At 48.4% G+C, this 23,446-nt stretch carries 14 protein-coding genes; all 14 read left to right on the forward strand.

From position 1 onward, the window contains the following. Nucleotides 1-949, forward strand: a 949-nt coding sequence (locus VN105_RS25730) for a LacI family DNA-binding transcriptional regulator (RefSeq protein ID WP_325645644.1), incomplete at its 5' end; no start/stop codon positions are given. Nucleotides 950-1,384: 435 nt separating this feature from the next. Further along, on the forward strand, nt 1,385-4,603 hold the full coding sequence (locus VN105_RS25735) for a SusC/RagA family TonB-linked outer membrane protein (protein ID WP_325645646.1): 3,219 nt from the start codon (nt 1,385-1,387) through the stop codon (nt 4,601-4,603). Nucleotides 4,604-4,613: 10 nt separating this feature from the next. Continuing rightward, nucleotides 4,614-6,221: a SusD/RagB family nutrient-binding outer membrane lipoprotein gene (locus VN105_RS25740; RefSeq protein ID WP_325645648.1), complete on the forward strand. Its 1,608-nt coding sequence runs from the start codon at nt 4,614-4,616 to the stop codon at nt 6,219-6,221. Between the two features lie 32 nt (nt 6,222-6,253). Further along, a complete protein-coding gene (locus VN105_RS25745; protein WP_325645650.1) occupies nt 6,254-7,600 on the forward strand; it encodes a glycosyl hydrolase family 18 protein in 1,347 nt (448 codons plus the stop codon). Next, nucleotides 7,597-8,565 (forward strand): glycosyl hydrolase family 18 protein, encoded by a 969-nt coding sequence (locus tag VN105_RS25750; protein WP_325645652.1) that lies wholly within the window; start codon nt 7,597-7,599, stop codon nt 8,563-8,565. Before VN105_RS25745 ends, VN105_RS25750 begins: the two co-directional genes overlap by 4 nt. Nucleotides 8,566-8,569: 4 nt before the next feature. Continuing rightward, nucleotides 8,570-10,099: a beta-N-acetylhexosaminidase gene (locus VN105_RS25755; RefSeq protein WP_325645654.1), complete on the forward strand. Its 1,530-nt coding sequence runs from the start codon at nt 8,570-8,572 to the stop codon at nt 10,097-10,099. 5 nt (nt 10,100-10,104) lie between these two features. Continuing rightward, nucleotides 10,105-11,430 carry a sugar MFS transporter gene (locus tag VN105_RS25760; protein ID WP_325645656.1) on the forward strand — a complete coding sequence of 442 codons (1,326 nt, stop codon included), beginning with the start codon at nt 10,105-10,107 and terminating at the stop codon, nt 11,428-11,430. Then, complete coding sequence (gene nagA, locus VN105_RS25765; protein WP_325645657.1) at nt 11,427-12,635, forward strand: N-acetylglucosamine-6-phosphate deacetylase; 1,209 nt, start codon at nt 11,427-11,429, stop codon at nt 12,633-12,635. The genes VN105_RS25760 and nagA overlap by 4 nt, the downstream gene beginning before the upstream one ends. Before the next feature lie 11 nt (nt 12,636-12,646). Beyond that, entirely contained in the window at nt 12,647-13,420 is a 774-nt protein-coding gene (locus VN105_RS25770) for a glucosamine-6-phosphate deaminase (protein WP_325645658.1), read from the forward strand. Then, nucleotides 13,420-14,061: a carbohydrate-binding family 9-like protein gene (locus VN105_RS25775; protein WP_325645660.1), complete on the forward strand. Its 642-nt coding sequence runs from the start codon at nt 13,420-13,422 to the stop codon at nt 14,059-14,061. Before VN105_RS25770 ends, VN105_RS25775 begins: the two co-directional genes overlap by 1 nt. A 30-nt stretch (nt 14,062-14,091) precedes the next feature. Next, a complete protein-coding gene (locus VN105_RS25780) occupies nt 14,092-14,880 on the forward strand; it encodes a glycoside hydrolase family 16 protein (RefSeq protein ID WP_325645662.1) in 789 nt (262 codons plus the stop codon). Between the two features lie 6 nt (nt 14,881-14,886). Further along, nucleotides 14,887-16,011, forward strand: a complete 1,125-nt coding sequence (locus tag VN105_RS25785) for an acyltransferase family protein (RefSeq protein WP_325645664.1) — start codon at nt 14,887-14,889, stop codon at nt 16,009-16,011. A gap of 94 nt (nt 16,012-16,105) precedes the next feature. Further along, nucleotides 16,106-20,158, forward strand: coding sequence for a hybrid sensor histidine kinase/response regulator transcription factor (locus VN105_RS25790; RefSeq protein WP_325645666.1), 4,053 nt, complete (start codon nt 16,106-16,108; stop codon nt 20,156-20,158). Nucleotides 20,159-20,369: 211 nt separating this feature from the next. Beyond that, complete coding sequence (locus VN105_RS25795; protein ID WP_325645668.1) at nt 20,370-23,438, forward strand: TonB-dependent receptor; 3,069 nt, start codon at nt 20,370-20,372, stop codon at nt 23,436-23,438. Nucleotides 23,439-23,446 lie beyond the last annotated feature (8 nt).

The following is a 23,446-nucleotide window of genomic DNA, read 5'->3' on the forward strand; positions in this document are numbered from 1 at the left end:
AACGAGGGAGAAGGTACTGGGAATTATTAAAGAACTGGATTACCAGCCTAATATAATGGCAAGACGGCTCGCGTCTAAGAGGCTCCTGCACCTGGCCGTGCTGATCCCGGCTGCATCCGGTGAAACAGGATACTGGAATGCGCCGTTAAATGGTATACGGCAGGCCGCGGCCGGGATAAGGGATTTTGGTGTAACCGTGGATATTTATTTTTTTGATCAGAATGATAAGGCCACTTTTACTGCCCGTGCAGCTGAAATTTTAAAGAAAGATTACCAGGGTATCCTGCTGGCGCCGATGTTTGAAGAAGAGTCCCTGAACTTCACTAAGAAATGTAAGGCAAAGAAAATTCCTTTTGTATTTATTAATTCAGATATTGAAACAGAAACCGGCCTGAGTTATATTGGTCCCGACCTTTACCAGAGCGGTTATCTGGCCGCACATCTTATCAGTTACCTCCTGAGGGAAGGGCAGCAGGTACTGATTGTGAATATCTCCAGGGAAATGGATCTGCATCACCACCTGTTGAGGAAGGAAGAAGGGTTCAGAGCCTATTATAAAGCGCATCCTGCCGACATACAGATCAGGAAAACCGACATCCGCCAAACCGACTATAAGTCCGTGAAAAGCAAACTGCACAAGGCACTTGGCAAAACGCCGCCCGATGTGATTTTTGTTACCAATTCGCGCGTAGCTACCGTGGGCCGCTACCTGGAAGAAGCCGGGCTTACACATATCAGGTTAATAGGCTACGACTTCCTGGCTGAGAACATTGACTACCTGAAAAAATCAGTGATCGATTTCCTTATCTGCCAGAAACCGCAGGAGCAGGGCCACAAAGGCATTATGGCGTTATACGATCATCTTACACATGCCGCTGTTATTGAACGGCAGCAGTATATGCCTATCGATATCATCACCAGGGAAAATTATCTTAACTACCGTAACTGACCCGTTTTCGCATCTTTCCAAAAAAAATATAACTACCGTAACTGCCCCGTTTTTATATCTTCCAAAAAAATATAACTACTGTAACAGCTCCGTTTTTACATCTTCTGAAAAAAAATATTTTACAACAGATAGCATTTTCTGGATTTTATTTCTATATTCGTGTACGTTAACGAAAATGATGGCTTTGTAAATCCGATCACTTTCGTTAACCTATATGGAATTGTGCTTTTGGGGCGATTCCTCTTTTTTACCTTTTTTTCGTGTACGTTAACGGTATTTTTCATCTGTCGTTTTAACAGCCTGTATATTTCATCGTTTGGCATTAGTCAACCAAAATGCGCTACGCTTTATTCCGGATAAAGAGTAGGCAACGGGTATTTATTGATCACTGCTGTGTACTTATCGAATTAGGCCAGAACCAAAATCACTACCACCATGAATGCAATTGTCAAGTTTAAACATCTGTACCTATGTATAACGATGTTGGCGATTTCCCGGCACTACGCCGCGGCCCAAACGCCGGGTGTTGTAAAGGGCGTCATCACCGATGAAAAAGGCGCTATTGTTCCCGGCGCAAGCATCTACAATAAAAACAATAAGGAAACAGCGGTATCGGGAAATGATGGCGCTTATATTATTAAAGCCGGCAGCGGCGACAGCATCATCATCCAGATGATCGGTTATGAACGCTTTGGCTTTCTTACCAGGGCACAGCGACAGGTAAATGTAAAGCTGCTATCCCGCTCCGAAACACTAAAGGATGTAGTAGTAACGGCATTGGGTATACGAAGGGAGGAACGTGAACTGGGATATGCATTTTCCGAAGTAAAAGGAGAGGACATCAACAAAGCAAAAGAAACCAATGTGATCAACTCCCTCGCGGGAAAAGTACCGGGGCTTATCATCAACAGCACGGCCGGCGGACCATCAGGTTCTTCCAGGGTGATCATCCGCGGAAACACCAGTATTACCGGTAATAACCAGCCCCTGTATGTAATAGATGGTATCCCTATGGATAACTCCAACTACGGCCAGGTAGGCGATACAAAATTCGCTGAAGGCGTAGATATGGGAGATGCCATTTCCGCCATTAACCCGGATGATATTGATAAGATCAGCGTACTGAAAGGACCTTCTGCTGCTGCGTTATACGGCAGCAGCGCGGCCAACGGCGTTATCCTGATCACCACAAAAAAAGGTACCCGCTCAAAAGAACTGGGCGTGGAACTCAACAGCACTACTACCATTGAAAACCAGCTCACCAAGGTGGATGGTAACCAATACCTGTATGGTCAGGGCCGCTCGGGGCAACTGCCGCTGGATCAGTCGCAGGCCCAGAGCACTATGTTCACCAACTTCGGCCCGCGGCTGGATCCAGGTCTCAGCGTTATCGGGTTTGATGGCGTAACCAGGCCATATGCCCTCGCCAAAAATAATTTCGGCAGCTTCTTCAGAACAGGATCTTCACTGAATAACACCTTGTCGCTTACCAATGCCACCGACAAATCCAACTTCCGCTTCTCCGTATCGGACCTGCGGTATAAAGACATCTTGCCGAACAGTGACATCCGCCGCAATAACTTTACGTTTAGCGGGCGCTCCAAATTCGGCAGCAAACTGGATGTGGATGTGAGAGCCACCTATCTGAATGAAAAAGTGACCAACAGGGCAGGATTGGGAGATGCACCAACCAACGTAGGGCAAAACTTTAATGGTCTCGCTAACAACATCGATCAGTCCGTTTTTTCCGATACCTATAAAAGCGCACAGGGCGAGTACGTGGAATGGGGCGGTGGACAATACCGCCTCAATCCTTACTGGGTGCTGTATGAAATGTCGAACGTTACGCTGAAAGACAGGCTCACCGGCGCTTTCAACGCTACCTATACCGTTAATAAATGGCTGAGTTTACTGGCAAGGGCTTCCACAGATATCACCTTCCTGGATTATCGGAAATATAGTCCGCGTACCACGCCGCTGGCGCTTTCCGGTATGATGAATGTAACCAACCAGAAGTACTCCACCACCCAGGCAGATTTCATGGCTACCATTACCAAAAAGATCACGCCGGATCTCAACTTCTCCGCGAGGCTGGGCGCCAGTTTGAATAAGCGGGTACGGAAAGGAACCAATGCCACCTATTCCAATATGACCGTTACGGATGTTATCAGCATCAACAGCTACCAGGATAAAAGTTTGGAAGAAAATAACCAGCGCAGGGAAATAAGATCGGCGTATGGATTGTTTACATTTGGTTATAAAAACTATCTCTACCTGGATGCTACGGTGAGAAGGGACGCCTCTTCTACTTTACCTGTAAACAATAACGTATATACGTACCCGTCAGTTTCTTCCAGCTTCATTTTTACCGATGCGTTTAAGATGAGGAGTGATGTGTTATCGTTCGGAAAAATAAGGGCTTCATGGGCGGAAGTAGGAAATGATACCGATCCTTATATGCTGGATGTGTATTACAGTTTATACCCGCTGGCATTCAACGGTGTGCAGCCGGCTAACCTGGCTACCAAAATACTGCCCAATGTGAACCTGCGGCCCACCAGGACCCGTTCATTTGAAGCAGGTACCAACCTGAAATTCTTTAACGGCAGGTTGAATTTTGACGCCACTTACTACACTTCCCATTCAAGAGACCAGATCAATATCGTGCCGGCGCCGCTCTCTTCCGGTTATCCGAAGCAGATCATCAATGCAGGTATGATCACCAATAAAGGAATAGAATTATTGTTATCCGGCACACCTGTATCTAAAAAGAATTTCTCCTGGGATCTTACTTTGAATTTTGCGCGGAACATCAATAATGTAGAATCGCTGGCAGATGATGTGCCTTTTATTACTTTATCTGAAGCAAGATGGCTTGGGCTACTGGTAGCAGCCATGCCCGGCGAGAAGTATGGCGCAATTCTCGGGTACGATTACCAGCGGGATCCTGATGGCAACGTGATCCTCAACCCCACTTCCCTGAACCCGATGCCAACAACAGACAGGAGAGTACTGGGCAAAGGCGTGTTCGACTGGACCGGCGGTGTGGTAAGCCGTTTCAATTATAAGAACTTCAGCCTCAACGCTGCCTTTGATGTAAAGTATGGCGCAGACATTTTTTCTATGACCGACCTGTTTTCCGTAGTGCGTGGCAGCAGTGTGAAAACCCTGCCAGGCCGCGAAGAATGGATACAGTCGGAGCAGGAGCGCCTGGCGGCAAAGAAATCGCTTGGCGAATGGCAGGCCATGGGTAAGGTAAGAGGATATGTACCTGAAGGCGTGGTACAAACCGGTACGGATACAGACGGTAAACCTGTGTACACCAAAAATACCAGGGCGGTAGATCCTTCTGTTTACTGGAGCAATTTTTATTCCGATGGTAATGGCATCGCCGTACCGTTCATTTACAAAGCCACTTATGTAAAGGTGAGAGAAATTACTTTGTCGTACCGCCTGCCGGCTACCTTCAACAGGAGAACGGGGCTCAAGGATGCTTCCGTAAGTTTTGTAGCAAGAAATCCGTTTATCATCTATAAAGACATTCCCAATGTAGATCCCGACTCCAATTACAATAATGGTAACGGGCAGGGACTGGAATATGGATCGCTGCCGTCGAGACGGGGCTGGGGAATTAATCTGAATGTTAAGTTCTAAACGATCAAACATGACAGACATGAAAATCAAAAGCAACAATCCAATGAGATATATTATACCGGCGCTGTTACTGTTGTTGTCGGCCTGCAACAAGTTCGGGGACCTGAACACCGATCCTACAAAGTCGAGCAAAATAAACCCCGAAAACCAGCTGATATTTGCGCAGCTTTGGTTTTCAGGTGATCTTGGCACACAGGAACGGACCAACAGCATTGTGCTGATGCCCATGATGCAGCAGCTGGGCGCCGCTTATTATGCGCGTGTAGGCGGTATGTATATCAAAGATATTACCCGCCTGTGGGTGATGTGGGAAAACAGTTACCAGAATGATGTGGTGAACATCGTAGACGCTGTGGAACGTACCAATGGCGTGGAAGGGAAAACCAACCTCAATGCCATCTGCCGGATCATGAAGGTATACACCTTTGCCAGGCTCACGGATCTTTATGGAGATATTCCTTACTCACAGGCCGGCAGTGCTTTCTATACGCAGGTAAAACGCCCGGTGTATGATCCGCAGCAGGACATCTACAATAATTTTCTTGAAGAGCTGAAAGCAGCTTCTGCACAGTTAGATCCCGCGAAGGACAAAGTGCCAAACGAAATATTTTATAAGGGAGATATCAATGCCTGGAAGAAGTTTGCCAACTCACTCCGTATCCGCCTGGCGCTTCGCCTGGTGAAACGCGACGTTGAAAAAGCAAAGAAAGAAGTGCAGGATGCCTTCAATGCGGCCGGCGGCGTAATGAGCAGCAGCGCGGATAACTGCATCACCAGACATATGGACATCCAGAATAATTACTCCGATCTGCGGGGCAACTCTGTATCTGTGGCCATCAACCAGCAAAGCGCTATGCCAAAGATCGTAAGCACTTTCCTTGACCAGCTGAAAAATACCAGCGACCCGCGGCTGAATTATATTCCCCGTTGCTACAAGCAGAACATACCGCTGAAGCCTTTTGAAAGAGAAGATATTACAGAGCAGGTGAAGGCCAGTGTACTCGGACTGGTAGGGTCCAAACCGGGGAAATATGTGTATGAGGACTGGGTAGGCCCTGTTAGCATTAAACTTGCCAATGGCGCTAATTATAGTGCAGTGAACGGTGATCTTAAATGTGAGATCAACAATTGTTTTATCCGTAACAACGCTCCCTTCCTGCACCTGACCTATGCGGAAGTGGAGCTGTTGCTGGCCGATGCTTCCGTACGCCTGGGGCTCACACTGGGCGCGGATGCGGCCACACATTACCGGAGAGGGGTGGAGGCAGCCATGAAACAGCTGAGCCTTTATCCCGGCGGGCCGGTAATACCCGATGCGGAAATATCCGACTTCCTGGCAAATAATCCCCTGCAGGCAGGCACTGAACTGAAGCAGATCAATAACCAGTTATGGCTGGAACTAATGCTGAATGGCCCCGAGTTGTTCGCCAACTGGCGCAGAACCGGGTATCCCGAGCTGGTGGCTACGCCCAATAATGAATCCACTTCCACTACCATCCCGAGAAGGTTCCAGTATCCGCTGTCTGAAAAAGAGCAGAACAAGGTAAATGTGCAGGCGGCTATTGACCGTATTGGGGAAGACGATTGGCTGAAACGGGTATGGTGGGACAAAGAATAAACATCCAAAAACAGGTATAAAAATATTCACTGATGAAAGGATCAACTTATTTATTGCTGGCGTTTTTAACAGGGTGCTGCTTCTTTGCTGCATGTAAAAAAGACGAGGCAGATACACAGGCAGACGGCAGGCCATTTACACCGCGTATATTCAATGAAGTATCGGTGTTCCCTGAAAGTCCGGATAGCGTGAGAGTAATGTCTGTCGGAGAAACGTTGCCATTTACCGGGCTGCAATATTCTCCCGGTGGGAAGGCAAAAATTTCCTGGAAAGTAAATGATGCGGAAGTATCCACTGCCGACAGCTTCCTGTTCAAGGCTGCCGAAGGCGGTGCATTCCGCATCCGGCTGGAGGTATCTTACGGGGGATTCACCACCAGCAGGTACCGCGATGTATTTGTAATACCTGATACCTATAAAAAGAAAGATGCTGCCGGTGTAGTGCTGGCCTACCTGAACGATACGGCCGGTTATAAGTATATCGACTGGAGCACCATCACGCACCTGGCCTACAAGGTAGCCACTATCAATGCCGCCGGCGTGGTAGATGTATCAAAGGGAGAAGCTTACCGCAAAGCGGAAGAGCTTACCGGCAGGGCCCACCTGAACGGTGTGCCGGTACTGCTGAGTATCAGCGGCGCACTTTCCGGCGACGGATGGAGCGTAAGCCAAAGTAACAATTTTGGCGCAGTGATCACCGATGCTGCAAAGAGGGCAACACTGGTAAAATTCATTACCAGCTATATTGCTGCGAAGAAAATGGACGGCGTGGATATTATGATGACGGATATCAATGCTTCCGCAGCCATCATCAACGATAACATTGCCGCCACCGGCCTGCTGCTGAACGAACTGCGGGCAGCGCTCGGTGCAAACGCTATCATTTCCGTAACCGTACCCACCAACCAGTATTACAGCCGCTATCCCGACCTCTCCGCCGCTACCTGGCTGAATGTGCATGCATTTGAAGACGGGCAGCATGTAGGCCCGGGAAAAGTACCCGGACAACCTTCAGGATATAATTACTTTGTAACAGGAGCGCAGCTCTGGAAAGCAAAGTATCCCGCTTCCAAACTGGTGATCGGCATGCCCGCATTTGGGCTGAGATATAACCAGCTGGATGCCGATGGGAACAACCTCGGCTGGACATCCTATAACTATATTCCCTACAAGGATATTCTGGCAGCAGTGCCCACCGCAGCGGATAAAGAATACGCGGATATTTCAAAAGGCGTATATTTCAACGGGCTGCCGCTGGTAACGCAGAAGGCTACCTACCTGAAGCAGAACGGTTTCCTGGGCGCATATATCTGGACAGGCGATTACGATGTAAAAGGCGCTAATTCTTTAACCGCAACGATCTTCAATTTATTAAAATGAGTATACTGCAACGCAGCTTCTTCTTTCTTTTCACTATCTTCTTTACCACGCAGGTAAAGGGACAGTTCAAGGTAGTAGGCTATATCCGCGCTACCGGCGATATTGTATCAGACCTGCAGAAAGTGGACCTGGAAAAGGTGACCCATTTGAATATAGCATTTATTAACCCCGATACTACCGGCATTTTCCGCGCATTCCCTGCATTGGATACAGTGGTTAGCATGGCGCATGCAAGAAAGGTAAAAGTGCTGATGTCGTGCGGCGGTGGCAGCCGTCATGTTTACTATGCAAAGCTGTTATCCGACGGGTGGCGGCAAACCGTAGTTGACCGCTTCATTGCATTTGTAGACCGCTACCACCTGGATGGTATAGATGTGGATATTGAAGGAGATGATATAGACAGTAACTATGAAAATTTTGTGGTGGCGCTGAAAGCGCCGCTGCAAAGCCGGGGCAAGCTGCTTACCGCTGCCCTGGCGTATTACACCCGTAACAGGATTTCCGATAAAGCCCTGCAGCAGTTTGATTTCATCAACATGATGGCGTATGATAAAACAGGGCCCTGGCGGTTAACCGATCCTACACAGCATGCACCGATGTCGTATGCAGTGGATCACCTGGACTACTGGAGCCATGAAAGAAAAGTACCGAAAGAAGCGCTGGTGGTTGGTCTGCCTTTTTACGGGTATGGCTTTGGACCGTTGCCGGATACCAATAACATTTTCCGGTCTATGTCGTACCGCGAAATCATTGCCCGGTTCCCTGGCGCGGAAAAGCATGATGAAGTGAAGTTTCCCGGCAACGGTGGTACGATTTACTATAACGGGAAACCCACCATCCGGGATAAAACGGCGCTGGCGCTGCAAAGGGGCGGCGGCGTGATGATCTGGCATTTGCTGGGCGACAGTACCGGCACTTATTCTTTGCTGAATGTAATTCACGAAACGGTTGATAAAAATAAGTAGTACTATGAAAGCAAAGCGGTTATTAACAGCAGTGTTACTGTTGGGCATGTATTTTTCAGCGGCGGGGCAGGCCGATACTTTTCGCGTGAAAGGTTTTCATCTCGACCTGCGTATACAGGTGATGAAAATGCCGGCCCTGAAAGCATTTGCACGGCAATTGAGCGAACATGGCGTAAACACGCTGGTGATGGAATGGGAGGCCACCTACCCTTACCGGGAACATGCTGTTATACCTAACCGTTATGCCTACACGCGTGAGGAAGTGGTAGATTTTGTAAAGTACTGCAATGGATTGGGGATAGATGTAATTCCCCTGCAGCAAAGTTTTGGTCATGTGGAATATATTCTCCGTCACTGGCGCTACCGGGAGCTGAGGGAAGACCAGAAAGATTATTCACAGGTAAATCCTACTAAAGAAGAATTATGTAAAACGCTTTTCAGGGATCTTTATAAAGATCTTATTTCCACACATACCTCCCGCTACATTCATATTGGCGGTGATGAAACTTACCTGCTTGGCCACTCGGAAGCATCTAAACAAAAGGTGGAGAAAGTGGGTAAGGGACGTTTGTATGGCGACTATATAAAAATGCTTTGCGAACTGGTGGTAAGCCTGGGTAAAGTGCCGGTGGTATGGGCGGATATTGCACTGAAATACCCGGATGCATTACAGGGATTACCTAAACAAACTGTTTTCATCGACTGGAACTATGGCTGGGATCTTCACCGTTTTGGCGATCATGAAAAACTGATGCACAGCGGCTTTGAAATATGGGGCTCACCGGCTATCAGGAGCGGACCGGATAATTATTTCCTGACCGATTGGGAGAAGCATTTCAAAAATATCCATGATTTCATTCCACAGGCGCGTACCCTGGGTTACAGTGGTATGATCATGACTTCCTGGTCTACCTCCGGCCTGTATTCCCCTGTATTTGAAACGGCTACTGATATCACCGACCTGTATGCCATCCGCAGGGTATATCCTATTACCGGCTTTGATATGCTCATAGCTGCTTATTTCGAAAGTTTGCGCAGCACCACAGCGCTGGATGCGGAGAACTTTATTGCAGGCTATTGCAACCGCACCTATGGTTTTAATGAAGCACAGGCTATGGCATTCTGGAATGCGTTGAAGAAAGCGCCGTATGAAGTATCTCAGGGCATGGTAGTGAAGAAAGGCGTATCGCTCGCTGCTTTGCTTGACAGCGCCAGGGAAACAGCCACTGTGCTGCGTTCCCTTAAGCCTGCAAAGAACCAGGCAAGCTTCGCGCATTTCGCGTTAATGAACGATATCCGGATCTTTTACCTGTCTTGTTTGCTGGTAGAAGCTAAGATGAACGATGTTAATTATACCCGTGATAAAGCAACGGCATTGCTGCAGCAACTGAACAGCCTGCAACCAGAACTGTTAAATAGGCGCTTCGCGCAGATGAACAAAGATGTGTTATATCCTGCGGAGATTAACACCGAGAACACTTTACGTAATGAAAGATGGAACCTGTTAAAAAGCAAGCTGGAAGCTAACAAATGACACACATGAATATTGAGGCGACACTGGTGAAGAAGAAAAATGATACCATTCCCATTGTGATCATCGGGTTAATGTTTTTTATTTTCGGAATGGTCACCTGGATCAATGCTATCCTGATCCCTTATTTTAAGATTGGTTGTGAATTAAATAATTTTCAATCGTACCTGGTAGCCTTTGCTTTTTATATTGCTTACCTGGTAATGTCGTTGCCGGCTGCTTACCTGCTGAAGAGAACAGGGTTCCGCAAAGGGATGATGATCGGTTTCTGGATCATGGCGGCGGGCACCCTGTTGTTTGTGCCGGCCGGTATGATGAGAGCTTACCCGCTTTTCCTGGCTGGTCTTTTTACGATAGGGCTTGGCCTGGCGATCCTGCAAACCGCGGCTAACCCGTACATTACCATACTTGGCGATAAGGAACGGGCAGCGCAGCGGTTCAGCATAATGGGCATCTGCAATAAAGCCGCCGGCATACTGGCGCCGCTTTTATTTGCAGTAGCTATTATCCGGCCTGGTGATCAAACGCTTTTCAATGAGCTTCACGGGATGCAGTACCCGGAAAAAGGTATAGTGCTGGATCAGCTGATCCAACGGGTGGTGGCGCCTTACGCCATGGTAACCGCCGTTTTGTTTTTGCTGGGATTAATGATCCGGTTTTCTCCTTTACCGGAAATAGATACAGATGGAGAAGATACCGCATCTGCTGCGGCGCATACAAACAGGAAGAGCGTGTTGGAGTTCCCTCACCTGGTACTGGGAGCGGTCGCTATTTTTTTTCACGTAGGGTCGCAGGTAATTGCAGTGGATAGCATTATCAATTATGCTTCCGGTATGGGCATGCCTTTCCTGGAAGCAAAAACATTTCCGTCATACACTTTATCGGCTACTATTACAGGGTATATACTTGGTATATTACTGATACCAAGGTTTTTGTCGCAACTCACTGCGTTGCGTATCTGTACCGTACTTGGGCTTTTATTCAGCTGCATGATCCCGCTTATTCATGGTGAAGTAACGTTGTTCGGACATCGTACCGATGTATCCGTGTGGTGTATTGTATTGCTGGGATTTGCCAATTCTATGATATGGGCGGGTATATGGCCGCTGGCACTGGACGGCCTGGGGCGGTTTATAAAAACCGGCGCATCGCTGCTGGTGATGGGATTGTGCGGTAATGCCATCCTGCCGTTGTTATATGGTTACTGGGCCGATAAATATGGTTTGCGTACAGCCTACCTGGTATTGCTGCCCTGTTATGGCTACCTGATCTTTTATGCTTTTTATGCCTATGGTATGAGGAGCTGGAAACGTAAAACCGGGATTGAAAAATGAAATACCTGAAGATATATAACGGCACGGTGCTTACACCGCAACGCACTATCAAAGATGGCTGCGTGATCATTGCAAACGGGATTATTGAAGAAGTAAGCGACAGGAATATTGAAGTTCCCGGCGCTATAGCAATAGATGCCCGTGGAAAATATATTGCGCCTGGTTTTATAGACATGCATGTGCATGGCGGCGGCGGGCGTGATTTTATGGACAATACCCTGGAGGCGTTTTTGCAGATAGCAGCCATACATGCACAGTATGGCACTACCGCCATGATGCCTACCACGCTGAGTTGCGACAAACAGGACCTGCTGGATACGCTTAGCATTTATGAGCAGGCGTGTAAACAAAACCACCAGGGCGCCAGTTTTGAAGGGCTGCATATCGAAGGCCCTTATTTTTCCATGCAACAGAAAGGAGCGCAGGACCCGCGTTATATCCGTGACCCTGACCCTGCAGAATATATAGACATACTTTCCCGTTCCAATGCCGTGAAAAGATGGAGTGCAGCACCTGAATTACCGGGCGCGCTGGCATTCGGGAGGTATTTAACCAACAGGAATATTCTTGCTGCACTGGCCCACACGGATGCTGTTTATGAAGAAGTGGTAAAAGGATATGAAGCAGGGTTTACACATGCCACCCATTTTTATTCCTGTATGTCGGGTGTTTCGCGCCGTAATGCATTCCGCTATGCCGGTGTAATTGAAAGCGCTTACCTGCTGGAAGGCATGACGGTAGAGATCATTGCAGACGGCATTCATTTACCGGCGCCTTTACTGAAGCTGGTGTACAGGATCAAAGGTCCTGAATGTACCGCGCTGATCACGGATGCCATGCGTGCCGCCGCTATGCCCGAAGGCCCTTCCGTATTGGGCAGTTATAAGAACGGGCTGGAGGTAGTGGTGGAAGATGGCGTGGCTAAACTGCCGGACCGCAGCGCTTTTGCGGGCAGTGTGGCTACTGCAAACCGGCTGGTGCGTAACATGATTGAACTGGCGGAGGTACCCCTCCGTGATGCGGTAAGGATGATGAGTGAAACACCGGCAACTATACTCGGTATACAAAACAGGAAGGGAACCCTGGTAAAAGGGAAAGCCGCTGATGTTGTCATCTTTGACAACAACATACACATCGATGCTACTATCGTAAACGGTAACATCGTGTACATGACGGAAGAAAGTTTTTCCGGTCATCTCATTTAAATAAAATAAACATGATAAGGGAATTTAAAGCAGGGCAGTTAACAGTGAAAATTTATCCTGAGCGAAGGGCAATGGGCAACGCTGCTGCGACTATGATATCCGCCAGGCTCCGGCACTTGCTGGAGCAGCAGGAAGAAGTAAATATCATTTTCGCGGCAGCGCCTTCCCAGGATGAAATGCTGGCCGCATTGGTAAAGGAAAAAGGCATTGAGTGGAGCCGTGTCAATGCTTTTCATATGGATGAATATACCGGCCTGCCGGCCGATGCACCACAGGGATTTGGTAATTTTCTGAAGCAACGGATCTTCGGTCTGCTTCCTTTCCGTTCGGTAAATTATATAGATGGAAGCGGTTCCGAAGCAGCATGTGTAAAGTACGCCAGCCTGTTGCAAACCCATCCTGCCGATATAGTGTGTATGGGAATAGGGGAGAACGGGCACCTGGCTTTCAACGATCCGCCGGTGGCCGATTTTAATGATCCGCTGCAGGTGAAAATAGTGGCGCTGGATGAAGTATGCCGGCAGCAACAGGTGAACGATGGTTGTTTTGCCACACTGGAAGCAGTACCCACACATGCGGTGACCTTAACCATTCCTACCCTGCTACAGGCGCCCGCTGTTTTTTGCGTGGTGCCGGGCACAAGGAAAGCAATGGCTGTATACGATACCATTCACCAAAACATACAGCAACAGTATCCTTCCACCATTTTGCGGAATCACAGCGGGGCGGTGCTTTTCCTGGATGCGCAGAGCAGTGATCAGTTAAGCGTTCAAAAAGAAGGATGATGCGAAAACTGGAAGTACCCTTTATTCCATTGGATGGCAAGCCCGCGCCAGCCGCCATCAGCAGGCTGCTCGACGGATTGCCGCCGGTGCCCATCAGCTGTAACCCGTGGCCGCAATACGCCCACACGGTGAAGGCCGCGTTTTCCATGGCGCATAGTGAAGATGCGATCCTGCTGAAATATTATGTGAAAGAAAGCCACCTGCTGGCTGCCGCTTCCACCAACGGGGATATTCATAAAGACAGCTGCGTGGAATTTTTTGTTGCCTGTGATGATAACGGGAATTATTATAACCTGGAGTTCAATTGTATCGGCTGGTGCAAGGCAGGCTTTGGATCGAGCCGCGATAACAGGGCGCCATTGCCTGTTACTGCTACCGATCTTATTGCCACGGCTACGCAAATTACTTCAGCCGTAGCAAATGGCAGGAGGTCGTTTATATGGGAGTTAACCGTGGTGATACCCACTGCTGTATTTAGTTATCATCACATTGTCAGGCTTACCACTATGAAAGTAAAAGGTAACTTTTACAAGTGCGGCGATGAAATGCCTGCCCCTCATTTTTTAACCTGGAACGATGTAAAGGCCGCTATGCCTGATTTCCATCGCCGGGAAGATTTTGCGGAGATATGTTTTCTTTAAATAATCATTTACCTGAAAAATGTACTGCGTATGAAAAGCATTTTTGTATGGCTGCTGGCAGCCGTTTGTTTTGCCAATTGTACTTCCTCAAAACCGGATGGCCCTGTTCAGATGGTACCCCGTAACAACACCAACACCGCAGTGGTGAACGGCGTAAACCAAACCACGATCCAGTTTTCCGGGTACACCTGGACCGTAAAAACACCCACCGGGCAGCAAGGCCCGCATAATAATTACTGGAGCGGCGATAACGTTTGGGTAGACAGCAACGGGCATTTACACCTGGTAATTAAAAAACATAACGATACCGGCAGATGGGAGTGTGCGGAAGTAACCAGCACGCAACCGTTCGGCTACGGTACCTACCAGTGGAAGATAGAAGGCGCCGTAAATGCGCTCGACAAGAACATTGTATTTGGTCTCTTCAACTATTCAGGCAACAGCCGTTTCGATGAAATGGATATCAAGTTTTCCCGCTGGGGTTATCCAAACGCACCCATACTGAATTACACCGTTTGGCCCGCCACCGGCGATACAGGGATCAATAACGTCACCTATGCAAAAGATTTTGTGCTGAACGGTACCTACACCACGCATCGTTTCAAAAGAACTGCCTCCTCCATTCATTTCCAGAGCCTGCACGGCTTCCAGGATGGCAACGTGAACCAGTTTGAAACAAAAACCTGGGCTTCGCCTACCTCTATCAGCACTTTACAAATGCCGGTACACATGAACCTGTGGCTGTTTGATGCGCCGCCATCCAATGGTAGTGCCGTGGAAATCATTATACACGAGTTTAAATTTACTCCCTTATCTTAGTTAACTATGAAAGCTGTACCGGAAAGATACCTTGCATTGGATGTGCTCAGGGGAATGACTATTGCTTTCATGATAATAGTGAATACGCCCGGCAACTGGAGCGCCATTTATGCACCCTTGAAACATTCTGACTGGAACGGTTGTACCGTTACAGACCTGGTGTTCCCTTCCTTCCTTTTCGTGGTAGGGAACGCGCTCAGCTTTAGTATGAGAAGGTTGAACACCCTTTCCCATAGGGTATTTGCAGGCAAGGTATTCCGGCGTACGCTGATCATTTTTATTATTGGGGTATTGCTGGGTGTTTTCCCTTTTGTACAGTTTGAAGAAGGACATTATGTATGGAGAAGCCTGGCCAATACCAGGCTATGGGGCGTATTGCAACGTATCGCTGTTTGTTACTGCATTGCAGCATTTATGATCCGTTACATGAGCAAACGTACACTCGTTATCAGCAGTGTGTGCATATTGCTGCTTTACTGGTGGGTATTATATTATTTTGGTACGCCGCCGGAGCGTTATAGTATGGAAGGCAATGCGGTAGGGCGGTTAGACAGGCTTTACTTATCTCCCGGGAATATTTATAAGCATTATGGTTATCCGTTTGACCCGCTGGGCTTACTCAGTACTTTCCCGGCAGTGGTGAATGTAATAGCCGGTTACCTCACGGGTATTTTTGTACAGCAGCACGGAAAACATCGCGGCGGTATTATAAAGCTGTTACTGGCAGGGGCATTGATGGTGGTGGCAGGGCTGGTATGGGACCCGTTTTTTCCCATTAATAAGCCATTGTGGACCAGTTCCTATGTGCTGTATGCCACGGGTATTGTGTTGCTGGTACTTGCTGTGCTGATCGCTGTTGTAGAGGTATGGGCATTCCGTAAGTGGACGTATTTCTTTGAAGTGTTCGGTAAAAATCCGCTGTTTATTTACATTATTGCCGCAGTAGTAATTGTATCGCTGGGCATTATACGCATCAACGGGGCATCCGTGAAAGGGGTGATTTACAGGGAGGGTTTTACCAGTTGGTTATCTCCCAAAAATGCTTCCCTGCTGTTTGCTGTTATTTATATGTTGATGATATGGCTGACCGGGTATGTAATGGACCGGCGAAAGATATATGTTAAAGTATAATTTTGTGAAGATGACTTATTGTTGTCATATTAACATTTAATTATTACCTTGGTTGAAGGCATCTTATAAAAGATGCTCTTCAAAGCGCGAAGCAGTGATCCATACTTATCCACGTACTAGCATTATATACCTATTCCTGGCGTTGCTGGCTGTGTGCATTGATGCGCGGGCCCAACAGCAGCCTATCAGTCACCTCGGCATTGAACGGGGGCTGTCGAACAATTCCGTTACCTGTATCCACAAGGACCGTTACGGCTTTATGTGGTTTGGCACTTACGACGGGTTAAACCGTTTCGATGGCTACAGCTTTAAAGTATCCAGGCAGCAACTGAAAGCGCCTAATTCCCTGACCAATAACCGTATTGTTACCATAGCAGAAGATTCTACCGGTTATATGTGGGTGGGCACCAAGCATGGGGCCAACCGTTTGAATAGTCCAACGGGTTTGTTTCAGCCGGTTTATTATCAGCCGTGGAAAAAGCTGGATACCTTGCCGGTGTTATCAGAAGTGTATTCCATTGTTACCAACCGTAAAGGACAGGTATTCATGGGCACTTCCAGTCATGGTTTTCTTGTGTACCGGCCCAATAGCACCCTGGCAAGGCAAATTCCGCTGGTAAACGGCGACACTGTGCTGTCGGTTAATGTGCCTGCTATTGTGAACGATGCCCGGGGCCGTTGCTGGCTCATTGTACAAAACGTAGGGCTTTGCCGCTATGATGAGGAAAAACAACAGATCACGGTAGTGAACCGGCAACAGAAAAGAGGTAACTGTCTCCTGGCCGGTGTGAACGGGCAGTTATGGATGGGCACCGACGAGGGCGTATACAAATATGATCCTGCATCCAATACCCTTTCACGTTCCCTGGAAGCTACGCGGCAGCAGGATAGTAAAGTGATCAGCTTAACAACAGATGCAAACCGGCAGCTGTGGGTATCTACGGATGGCGACGGTATTTTTGTAATGCCTGCTGCAGGCGGCGCCGCGTGGCAGTTGCAAACCGGTAAGGATAAACTATCGCTCACCAGCAATGCCGTTTACGCCGTGTATGAAGATGATGATCAGCGTAAATGGATTGGCACCCTGCGCGGGGGCGTAAATATTATTGATAAACAAAAGTCCCGCTTTACCACCATCAATCCCAATGCCTTGCCCGGTAATAGTCCTGCTGCCAATTTTGCTTTTTCATTTTGTGAAGATGATAATAAAGATATCTGGATAGGTACCGACGGCGCTGGTATTTCCGTATGGAACCGCCGGCAGGACAGTTACTCCGCGTTTGTTCACAAAGCGGGTATCCCCGGCTCACTCAGTAATAATAATGTAACGAGTATTATAAAAGACCAGGACAATAATATATGGGTAGCCACTTTCGGCGGCGGCGTAAACCGTTATAATAAGGCTACGCATACTTTTGAAAAATATCCGTGCAGCCTGAACGGGTATGAAGATAAGTTTGTGTGGAAGCTGTATCTCGATAACCAGAACACCCTGTGGGCCGGCACCTGCATGGGAGGCACCATTTACCGCTTCAACAGGGCCGCCAACCGTTTCGAATGCTTTGATCCCGGCCTGCGCGATATTATCACTATCTCAGAAGATAAAGCCGGCGAACTTTGGTTGGGTACTTTCAACCGGCTGATAAAAGCGGATACCAAAAACCGGCAGCACCGGTATTATGATATGGATTTTAATGTCCGTGCTATTTATGAAGACAAAGCCGGTCATTTCTGGATTGGTACAGAAGGAGGGGGCCTGGTGAAGTTCGACCGCCAAACCGGTAAAAGCAGTACCATTGCCCAACAGGAAGGACTGCCCAACAATGCGGTATTAAATATAGAGGAAGATAATAAAGGCAACCTGTGGATGAGTACCTATAACGGCATTGCCCGTTATAGCCCCGCCACGGGGCAGTGTAAGAACTTTTATGAGTCGGATGGGTTGCAGAGCAACCAGTTTAACTATAATGCTTCCCTGCGCCTGTCGACAGGAGAACTGCTTTTTGGCGGCATCAAAGGGTTTAATATTTTTGATCCCGCTGCCATTGAAGAAAAGAATGATTTTCCCGCACTGCTCATTGCCGGCCTGCGTATCTCCAATACGCCGTATGACCAGGAACAGCCGCTCACCACTTTGCAGGAACTGGTGCTGCCTTATGATAAGGCTGTTTTTTCGCTGGATTATGTAGCGCTGGAATATTCCTCCCCCGATAAGATCAGCTATGCATATTATATGGAGGGTTGGGATAACGACTGGAACTATGTGAATACACAACGGACCGCCAATTATACCCGCCTGCACGAAGGCAGCTATCGTTTCCGTATAAAAAGTACCAATGCCGATGGTACCTGGAATCCGCAGGAGCGCATCATAAAAATTACCGTTTTGCCTCCCTGGTACCGCACCTGGCTGGCATATATCATATATGGACTGCTTACAGGCGGATTGTTGTACGCCTATCGTTTTTACCAGCAGCGCCAGGCCCGCCTGCAGTATGAAATAGAATTATCGCGCCTGCATGCGGAAAAGGAAAAGGAAGTGCATGAGAAGAGATTATCTTTCTTCACCAATGTATCGCATGAGTTCCGCACCCCGCTCACACTGATCATCAACCCGGTAAAAGAATTGCTGTACAGTGACGGTCGCCAGATTGAAAGCAAGGACCTTACCATTGTATATCGCAATGCCCGCCGCTTGCTAAGCCTGGTAGACCAGCTGCTGTTGTTCAGGAAAGCCGACCAGGAAGAAGATCAGCTGAAAATTGTGCTACTGGACCTGGCAGCCATCTGCCGCGAGGTATACCTCTGCTTCACTCACCAGGCCAGCGTAAAAAAGCTGCAGTTCGATTTCAGTTGCGATACAGAACAGGTAATGGCATATGCCGACCGGGAAAAAATGGAAGTGGCTTTGTTTAACCTGCTGTCCAATGCTTTTAAATATACCCCCGACGGGGGCAGTATCCACTTCTCCCTGTCGGACACGGGGGAAGGTGTCGTGATCCGTGTGGCCGACAGCGGCTGCGGTATTCCCGCGGAAGTAGGGAACCGGTTGTTTGAGCGCTTTTACCAGGTATCAGGAAAAGATACCACCCTGAAGAACGGCTTTGGCATCGGGCTATACCTGGTGAAACAGTTTATCCGGGCGCATAAGGGTACAGTAGCCTATGAAAGCGAACCAGGAAGCGGCACCACTTTTACCATTACGCTGAAAAAAGGGAAGGAGCACCTGCATGGCTATCCCATTTATGAGGAAACCGCCGGCATGGAAACCTTGCTGGAAGAGCTGGTGGAAGAAGACGACCTCGCACTGATGGAGGCGGAGGAAGCTGCCGCAGAAGATACGCTTGATGTACTGTTATCGCCCCGGCCAAGCATGCTCATTGTAGACGACAACGAGCAGATACGCGACTATATTAAAAACATTTTCCGGGGCAGCTTCAATATCTACGAAGCCTCAGAAGGTGGTGAGGGCTACCAGCTGGCCAGCCGGCACCTGCCGGACATTATTATCAGCGATGTATTAATGGAGGGGCAAAGCGGTATTGAGTTGTGCCGGCAGATCAAGTCGGACCCGGCGCTTGGGCATATCCCGGTGGTATTGCTTACCGCCAGTTCTTCCCCTGAAATAAAACTGAAGGGCATTGAAGGCGGGGCAGACGATTACCTGAGCAAACCATTTGATAAAGAACTTTTTGTAGCGCGCATCACCAATATCATCCGCAGCCGCAATACCCTGCAGCAATATTTTTATAAGGAAATTACCCTGAACACCGGCAACCAGAAAATATCAGCGGAGTACAAGGAGTTCCTGCACCGCTGTATTGCCGTTACAGAAAAGCATCTTGATAACCCCAACTTTAACATCAAGCTGTTTGCCCTCGAAATAGGGATCAGTCATTCCACACTTTATAAAAAGGTGAAATCCATTTCAGGACATTCCGTCAGCGAGTTTATCCGTTTCATCCGGTTAAGGAAGGCAGCCGAGCTGCTTATCAATACCGGTTGCAATGTAAACGAGGCGGCTTTCCAGGTAGGCTTTAACGATGTGAAGTACTTCCGCGAGCAATTTTGTAAAGTATTCGAGATGAACCCCTCGGCTTATATCCGGAAGTACCGCAAGAAATTTAATGGAGCGAAGGTTGTCTGAGTCAGACAAAATCCGCTCCATTCCTGATCTCTCCCCCTAAATAGGCGAATCTCTCCCCCTTGTTTCAGGATGAATCATCCGAATTTTACCCCTGTCAACCAATGTAATGCGTGGCATACGGCTACCGTCATTCTCAAAAGTAATATCCAACGTTATGAAAAAAAGCTACTGTAGTGTGCGGTCTTTTTTACGGATAACATATGTTGTCCTATTGTCCCTGACCTCATTGCCACTTTTTACCTTTGCCGCCGTTAAACCGGCCGGCGTTATCATTACCGGTAAGGTAACTGATGAAAAGGGGAACGCCCTGATAGGCACCACCATCGTGGTGGAAGGTACCCAGAAATCCACCTCTGCTGATGCGGACGGTAATTACCGGATAGACGTACCCGATGGCCGGCGGATGCTGGTATTTTCCTGTATCGGGTATATTACCCGGAAGGTGCCGCTGGGCAGCGGGTCTGTATTGAACGTAAAAATGCAACCCGATGAAAAGAACCTGGGCGAGGTGATAGTGGTGGGCTACGGGGTGCAGAAAAAAGTAACCGTTACCGGCGCGGTAGCATCTATCGGTACAAAAGAACTGCTGCAATCGCCCGTTGCCAACGTATCCAATATGCTGGTAGGGCGCTTACCCGGCCTGATAGCCGTACAGCGCAGCGGGGAACCCGGCCAGGATGGTTCCAGTCTGAAGATCCGCGGTATTGGTACCCTGGATGCCGGCTCCGGTTCCGATCCGCTTATCATGGTAGATGGTATTGAACGCTCCAACATCAACCAGATAGATCCCAACGAAATAGAAACCATCAATATCCTGAAAGATGCTTCTTCTACCGCTGTTTACGGGGTGAGGGGCGCCAACGGCGTTATCCTGATCACCACCCGCCGCGGTAAACTGGGCCCTCCTAAGCTGAGTTTAACTTCTAACCTGGGCCGGCAAAGCCCCACACAGCTGCCCAAAATGGTGAGCAGCTACGAATACGCCCTGCTGAAAAATGAAGCGTTGAAGAACGACGGTAAAGAGCCTTACTTTACCGAAGAAGACCTGGAATTATTCAAATCCGGGAAAGACCCGGTGTTCCATCCCAGCGTGGATTGGTTTGATGTGATGCTGAAACCTTACTCTTTACAGTCGCAGCACAACCTGAACATCAGCGGCGGTACCCAGCTGGCGCGGTACTTTATTTCAGGCGGCTATTTTGATCAGAACGGGGCATACCGGTATGCCGACTATAACCCCGAGTTCAGCGCCAATCCAAAATACAAAAGGTATAACTTCCGCTCCAACTTCGATTTTGATGTAACGCCTTTGTTTACCGTGAAGGTAAATCTTGGAGGGCAGGTGGAAAACCAGAACTACCCGGCAAAATCCGCCGGCGATATTTTCTTCGATGTGCTTTCCGCTAATCCTTTCAGCAGCCCGGGTATTGTAGATGGCAAGCTGGTAACGATTTCCGGTGCTGTAAACGCCAGGAATCCGCTGCTTACCATGCTCAATGCAGGCTACCAGCAGTTGTTCAAAAGCAATGTAAATTCTTCCGTTATCCTGAATCATAAACTGGATTTTATTACCGCCGGTTTATCTGCCCGCGGTACTATTGCGTACGATAGCTGGTACAGCCACTCCGTGCGGCGTTCCAAAAACAACGTGACCTATCTTGCTGTAAAGGACCCGGCCAATGCCGGTAATGTTTTGTACGTGCCGCAGGGCGAGGAAACCACGCTTGGCTTCAGCGAAGGGTATGACAAGCGTCGCAAAATATATGGTGAACTGGCATTGGATTACAACCGCACTTTTGGCGCGCATAATGTAACGGGGTTGTTGCTTTATAATCAAAGCAAGGCTTATGCGCCGAGTCTTACCTATAAAGTGCCCAATGCCTACCTGGGCATGGCCGGCCGCGTTACCTATAATTATAAAAGCCGCTACCTGGTAGAGTTTAACATGGGGTATAACGGTTCGGAGAACTTCCCCGAGGGCAGCCGCTTTGGCTGGTTCCCGGCTTATTCGCTGGGTTGGGTGGCTTCCGATGAACCTTTCTTTCCAAAAAGTAAATACCTCACTTTCCTGAAAATAAGAGGTTCTTATGGAGAAGTGGGTAATGATAAGCTGTCTGATATTTTCAATGGGGGCGCACGCTTCCTGTACCTGCCTTCTGCTTTTGCCTATGGCGGCGGGTATAATTTCGGAGAGGTGGGCTCTACTTATCAATGGTATGGCGGTTCCTATGAAGGTAAGCTGGGCAACCCTGATGTTACCTGGGAAAGGGCGAAGAAATCGAATATTGGTCTTGAAATGAAGTTGTTCGACAACCGCTTCTCTTTCACCGGTGATTATTTCCGGGAGAAGCGTAATAATATCCTGGCCATGCGTGGCGCCGTGCCTGGTATAGTGGGTGTGAGCGACCTGCCGGCCTATAACCTGGGCAGGGTAAGTAACAGCGGTTTTGAAATGGAAGCCGGGTATAATGATCATGTAGGCAGCGTGAATTACTGGCTGAAGGCTAACTATTCTTTTGCCCGTAACAAGATAGAATTTAAAGATGAGGCGCCGCGTTCCTATCCTTATCAGAATGAAACCGGTAACCCGGTGGGGCAGTATTTTGGCCTGGTGGCAGAAGGATTGTTCAACAGCTGGGAAGAGATCAACGATGCAAAAAGACCGCAATCGTCTTACGCACCCGGCGTAAATGGCCGTGATGCTTTGCAGCCGGGCGATATCCGCTATAAAGATGTGAACGGGGATGGCGTCATTAATAACGACGACCAGATGCCCATAGGCTACTCTCAGTTCCCGCAGATCATTTATGGTTTTTCATTTGGCGGATCCTTTAAAGGATTTGATGCTTCGTTGTTGTTCCAGGGTGCAGGCAGGGCGTCGGTATACCTGGAGCAAATGGCCGCATGGCCTTTTGATACCGACTGGCGCAATGCCATGACCGTTCACCTGGAACGGTGGACGGAAGAAAGATATAAGGCGGGTGAGAAGATCACTTTTCCGCGGTTGTCGCAAAGCCCTGCCGGCAATAACTATCAGCGTTCCAGCTACTGGCTGAAGGATGCCAGTTATGTGCGGTTGAAGAACGTGGAGATCGGCTACACATTTACCGAAGGTATTTTAAAACGTGCAAAGATCGGCAGCATACGGGTATATGCCAATGGTATGAACCTGGTTACCTGGTCGTCGCTCAAAACCTATGACCCTGAGGCGCCGGATGGCCGCGGGCAGTTTTATCCGCAGCAAAAAGTGTATAACGTAGGGTTGAATCTGCAGTTCTAAAAAAACAA

Source organism: Chitinophaga sp., assembly GCF_035564935.1.
Lineage (GTDB): Bacteria > Bacteroidota > Bacteroidia > Chitinophagales > Chitinophagaceae > Chitinophaga.

Coding starts and splice junctions, on each gene's coding strand:
- VN105_RS25735 (WP_325645646.1), top strand. CDS start 1,385: ATGAATGCAATTGTCAAGTTTAAACATCTGTACCTATGTATAACGATG.
- VN105_RS25740 (WP_325645648.1), top strand. CDS start 4,614: ATGACAGACATGAAAATCAAAAGCAACAATCCAATGAGATATATTATA.
- VN105_RS25745 (WP_325645650.1), top strand. CDS start 6,254: ATGAAAGGATCAACTTATTTATTGCTGGCGTTTTTAACAGGGTGCTGC.
- VN105_RS25750 (WP_325645652.1), top strand. CDS start 7,597: ATGAGTATACTGCAACGCAGCTTCTTCTTTCTTTTCACTATCTTCTTT.
- VN105_RS25755 (WP_325645654.1), top strand. CDS start 8,570: ATGAAAGCAAAGCGGTTATTAACAGCAGTGTTACTGTTGGGCATGTAT.
- VN105_RS25760 (WP_325645656.1), top strand. CDS start 10,105: ATGAATATTGAGGCGACACTGGTGAAGAAGAAAAATGATACCATTCCC.
- nagA (WP_325645657.1), top strand. CDS start 11,427: ATGAAATACCTGAAGATATATAACGGCACGGTGCTTACACCGCAACGC.
- VN105_RS25770 (WP_325645658.1), top strand. CDS start 12,647: ATGATAAGGGAATTTAAAGCAGGGCAGTTAACAGTGAAAATTTATCCT.
- VN105_RS25775 (WP_325645660.1), top strand. CDS start 13,420: ATGCGAAAACTGGAAGTACCCTTTATTCCATTGGATGGCAAGCCCGCG.
- VN105_RS25780 (WP_325645662.1), top strand. CDS start 14,092: ATGAAAAGCATTTTTGTATGGCTGCTGGCAGCCGTTTGTTTTGCCAAT.
- VN105_RS25785 (WP_325645664.1), top strand. CDS start 14,887: ATGAAAGCTGTACCGGAAAGATACCTTGCATTGGATGTGCTCAGGGGA.